Source organism: Streptomyces sp. KL109B (assembly GCF_030766935.1).
Taxonomy (GTDB): Bacteria; Actinomycetota; Actinomycetes; order Streptomycetales; family Streptomycetaceae; genus Streptomyces.
The window spans coordinates 1-385 of record NZ_JASERL010000038.1 but is presented as its reverse complement, the minus strand read 5'-3'; the positions used below and the strand labels follow the sequence as shown (position 1 = coordinate 385).

Below are 385 nucleotides of genomic sequence, written 5' to 3'. Positions count from 1 at the left end.
GGCGTAGGCGGAGGTGCCGTTGAGGCCGAGTGCCGTGCCGATCTTGCCGGTGGTGCCCAGTTGTGCGCCGCCGCCGGCGATGGTGGCGACCGGGCCTGCTCCGGGGCCGCCGCTGACGCGGGTGGCGCCGGCGCCCTCGTCGAGGCGGAATGAGGCCAGTTCCTGGAGTGTGGCGGGGAGTTGGCCGGTGTGCAGGGCGGCCGCCTCGGTCGCGGTGGCCGCGGTCTGGACGGTGCGGACCTCGTCGATCAGGGCGCCGGCGTACTCGGTGTATTCGCCCTTGTAGTAGAGCCGGCCGATCTGGAGGCCGCCTGTGGCGCGCCAGGGGGTGGTGAATTCGGCCGCGGTCTGGGGTTTTCCGTTCACGAAGAGCTGCACGGTCTGC

General features: G+C 72.5%; 1 pseudogene. It reads right to left on the bottom strand.

Features of this window, described 5'->3' with window-relative positions:
* Positions 1-385, bottom strand: a pseudogene (locus RBJ65_RS42040) (hypothetical protein); the annotation flags it as partial.